This is a genomic window from Burkholderia sp. Se-20373, from assembly GCF_017104705.1.
Lineage (GTDB): Bacteria > Pseudomonadota > Gammaproteobacteria > Burkholderiales > Burkholderiaceae > Burkholderia.
In genome coordinates this window covers 1-2,688 of the sequence record NZ_JAAGPH010000308.1, presented here as the reverse complement: position 1 = coordinate 2,688, position 2,688 = coordinate 1, and the positions used below count along the sequence as shown (strand labels likewise).

3 protein-coding genes and 1 pseudogene are annotated in these 2,688 nt (G+C 70.7%); 1 reads left to right on the top strand and 3 read right to left on the bottom strand.

What is annotated here, in order from left to right; genetic code table 11:
• Nucleotides 1-294: pseudogene (locus tag G3N96_RS39580) on the bottom strand (hypothetical protein); the annotation flags it as partial.
• A gap of 71 nt (nucleotides 295-365) precedes the next feature.
• Between G3N96_RS39580 and G3N96_RS38290 the strand changes: the two are divergent.
• Nucleotides 366-1,568 carry a GNAT family N-acetyltransferase gene (locus G3N96_RS38290; protein ID WP_206140451.1) on the top strand — a complete coding sequence of 401 codons (1,203 nt, stop codon included), beginning with the start codon at nucleotides 366-368 and terminating at the stop codon, nucleotides 1,566-1,568.
• A gap of 27 nt (nucleotides 1,569-1,595) precedes the next feature.
• Here the strand turns inward: G3N96_RS38290 and G3N96_RS38285 are convergent, their stop codons facing one another.
• On the bottom strand, nucleotides 1,596-2,072 hold the full coding sequence (locus tag G3N96_RS38285; protein ID WP_124577406.1) for a DUF3331 domain-containing protein: 477 nt from the start codon (nucleotides 2,070-2,072) through the stop codon (nucleotides 1,596-1,598).
• A gap of 38 nt (nucleotides 2,073-2,110) precedes the next feature.
• The coding region (locus G3N96_RS38280) for an MFS transporter (protein WP_346778939.1) at nucleotides 2,111-2,688 on the bottom strand (578 nt) is incomplete at its 5' end.

Here is a 2,688-nt window from a genome sequence, read left to right as displayed (position 1 = left end):
CGTGCCGGGCAGCCGCGTGCCGGCCGGCATCGCGCCGCCGAGAATCGCGTCGCGCACGCGACGCAGCAACTGGCGCTGCAGCGAAGGCGCGCCGGGTGTGCGCGCCAGCGGCGCGTCGAGCGGCAGCAACGGCGCATCGCCGGAAGGAAGGACAGTCGTCATTGGAACTTCGCAGCATGAAAATGTCGGAACGTGGCGCGCGGCTAGTGGCGCACGGCTGGTGAACGACGGCTCGCCGGTTCGTCCCCTGAAATTCGTGGCACCATAAATTTGCCGGTCCCTGGCGCTTCTCATGGTACCTCGTCGCGACTACGATCGTCTGCATGCCGGCATGTCGCCGGCCGCCAACCGAAGCGAGATCGACCTTGTCCACGCTCACCAACGCTTTCCAGCAACCCATCGGCCACCCCGTTCCCGACTGGTCCGCGCGCCCGCGCCCGGAGCGCATCGTGCTCGAAGGCCGCTACTGCCGGCTCGAACCGCTCGACGCCGAGCGCCACGCGGCCGACCTGCACGCCGCCTACTCGCAGGCGCCGGACGGCAGCGACTGGACCTATCTCGCACACGGCCCGTACGCCGACGAAGCGAGCTACCGCGAGTACGCGCGTACCGCGCAGGCGAGCCCGGATCCGCTGCACTACACGGTGATCGACCGCGCCACCGGCCGCGCGGTCGGCACGCTCGCGCTGATGCGCATCGATCCGGCCAACGGCGTGATCGAGGTCGGCTCCGTCACGTTCTCGCCGCTGCTCAAGCGCACGCCCGTCTCGACCGAAGCGCAGTTCCTGCTGATGAAGTACGCGTTCGACACGCTCGGCTACCGGCGTTACGAATGGAAGTGCGACGACCTGAACCTCCCGTCGCGCAAGGCCGCCGCACGGCTCGGCTTCCGCTACGAAGGCACGTTCCGCCAGGCGATCATCTACCGCGGCCGCAATCGCGACACCGCGTGGTTCTCGATCGTCGACGGCGAATGGCCGGATGTGCGCGCCGCGTTCGACGCGTGGCTCGCGCCGGAGAACTTCGACGCGCAGGGCGAGCAGCGCCGGTCGCTCACCGCGATCCGCCACGCGCAGGCAAGCGCGCGCGATGCGGCCAGCCGCGCGAACGATGCCACGCGCGTCACGGTGCGCCCGCTCGTCGCCGCCGACGAAGCCGCGTGGCGCCCGCTGTGGCAGGGTTATCAGCAGTTCTACGACACCGCGCTGAGCGACGCGGTGTTCGCAACGACGTGGGCCCGCCTGATGGATCCCGCCGAGCCGATGTTCGTGCTCGGCGCATTCGACGCCTCGGGTGCGCTGGTCGGGATCGTGCATGCGATCTACCACCGCTCGTGCTGGACCGAAGGGCCGTACTGCTACCTGCAGGACCTGTACACCGCGCCCGACGCACGCGGGCAAGGCGCAGGCGGCGCGCTGATCGAGGCCGTGTACGAACATGCCCGCGAAGCCGGCGCGAGCCGTGTGTACTGGCTCACGCACGAAACCAACACGACGGCATGCGCGCTCTACGACAAGCTTGCGAACAACGCCGGGTTCATCCAGTACCGGCACGACGTGAAGAAGTAACGAACGCGTGTCGCAGCCGGCCGGCGTTCAACCGGCAACGTCGGCCGGCTCGCGCGCGTCGTCGCCCTCCGGGGCGGCGTCACGCGCCAGGCCGGCCGCGCCCGGCACCGCCGCCGGGCAGATCATCTCGTCGCCATTGGCCGGCACGGGCCTTCGCACCGGCCGGAACACCGGCTCGCCCGGCTCGATCGGCTGCCCCGAGATCGCGCAGCGGCCCGGCTGCAACGCGACGCGCAAGCGCCAGCGCTGCTCGCCGTAATGGCACCGGCCGCTCTCGACCCAGCGGATCAGCAACGCATGGTCGTCGGCCTCCAGGACCGTGACGAACAGTTGCGGGCGCAACGGCGAGACGGCCGCCGCGTGCTCGGGAACCGTCGCCCGGCCGATCGTCCCGAGTGGATGCGCGACGCCGTCACGCGGCGGCATCGCATCGTCTTCGACCCAGGCCGGCGCATCGCACGGCGGGTCTGCTTCGCAAATCAGGCTTTCCATGGTGTTGGGCATGCTTGACGGATTTCCGTGCAGGTTGAACGGCGCCGCGCTCAGCGCCGGCCCATCGGTTCGCGCAGCAGCGACAGGCCGATCGCCGCGCCGGTGACGGCGGCCGCGAGCATCAGCCCGATGCCGCCCGACCAGCCGAATGCGCCGACGATCGAGCCGATCGCGAGCGGCCCGATCACCTGCCCGAGATAGTTGCCCTGCACGACCCAGCCGATGCTGAGCGGAGCGAGAGACGGCGTCGGCGCGGAGCCCGGCGCACACGCGAGGATCGTCGCGGGCAACATCCCCGCGATCGCCGAAAACGCAAAACCCAGCGCGACCGCGAGCGGCGCCGGGGTGGCCGCGCTGAAGAGCCCCGCGCCGGCCGCGCCGATCGCGACCGACGTCGCGGCCATCACGATCCCGGGCCGTGCGCCGCGCGACAACAGCCAGCCGGCCGTCAGGTTGCCGATCACGCACGCGGCGACGATCGCCGCGCTGATCAACCCTGCCGCGCCGACCGCGACGCCGAGGCGCTGCATCAGGAACACCGGCAGGAACGTCATCGCCGCGAAGAACTGCACGTTGTAGGTGGCGAACCCCAGCGCGAGCAGCGTGGTCGAGCGCGACGCGAGCACGT

Bases quoted from the DNA above. Each gene is read 5' to 3' on its own strand.
- G3N96_RS38285 (WP_124577406.1), bottom strand. From the start codon at position 2,072: ATGCCCAACACCATGGAAAGCCTGATTTGCGAAGCAGACCCGCCGTGC.